Raw genomic sequence first — 734 nt, 5'->3', positions numbered from 1 at the left:
GTCCGCCCTGGTCACATGTGGGGGCTCGTCGGGGGCGAGCCGAGTTGAGCCATTCGAAAGGACCTCACGCGAGGGACGTTGGGCCCATGGTGGGGCACCAGCCTCGCACCGGGCGACCCGTCGGCGTCATGAACGGGAGGAGATCCTGAGAACGTGACGCAGTGCTGTCTCGCTCGCCACGATTGGGGCCCGCTGATTTCCCGTCACGGCTCTGGGTGCCGTAAGGTCAAGAAACGGTATTCTGACCGCGTCGTCGGGAGTTGACTGAACCGGGGTCGGGCCTGCCGCCCCCCAGGGGATGCCAGGTCCCGAGGATGACACCGAGTTCCGCGGTCCTGCACACATCTCACGGTGGGTGGGGGACCAGGGGCTCCCTCCGAAAGTAAGATCCCGATGTACCGATACCTGTTCCGGCGCCTGCTGAACTACGTCGTACTGCTGTTCATCGCAGTGACGATCGCGTACCTGCTGGCCGGGTCGTCGCTCGAACCCAAGGCAACATTCGACTGGACGAACCCGAACCTCAACAAGGCTGCCGTCATCGCCCAGCTCACCGACTACAACCTCAACACGGACATTCCGTTGTTCGAGCGTTACAAGATCTGGTTCGAAGGTGTCTTCACCAGCTGGGACTGGGGCATGACCCCGAAGGGTGAGGCAGTCAACACGATCCTTGCCACGCGCATCTGGGTCTCGGTGCGACTGATCACGATTGCCTCCTTCGTCGGCATCCT

At 62.7% G+C, this 734-nt stretch carries 1 pseudogene; it reads left to right on the top strand.

Features of this window, described 5'->3' with window-relative positions:
- Positions 1 to 393: 393 nt before the first annotated feature.
- A pseudogene (locus FK530_RS24480) lies at positions 394 to 734 on the top strand (ABC transporter permease); the annotation flags it as partial.

The organism is Tsukamurella conjunctivitidis (assembly GCF_007858475.1).
Taxonomy (GTDB): domain Bacteria; phylum Actinomycetota; class Actinomycetes; order Mycobacteriales; family Mycobacteriaceae; genus Tsukamurella; species Tsukamurella conjunctivitidis.
This window is presented reverse-complemented; position numbering and strand designations above follow the sequence as displayed.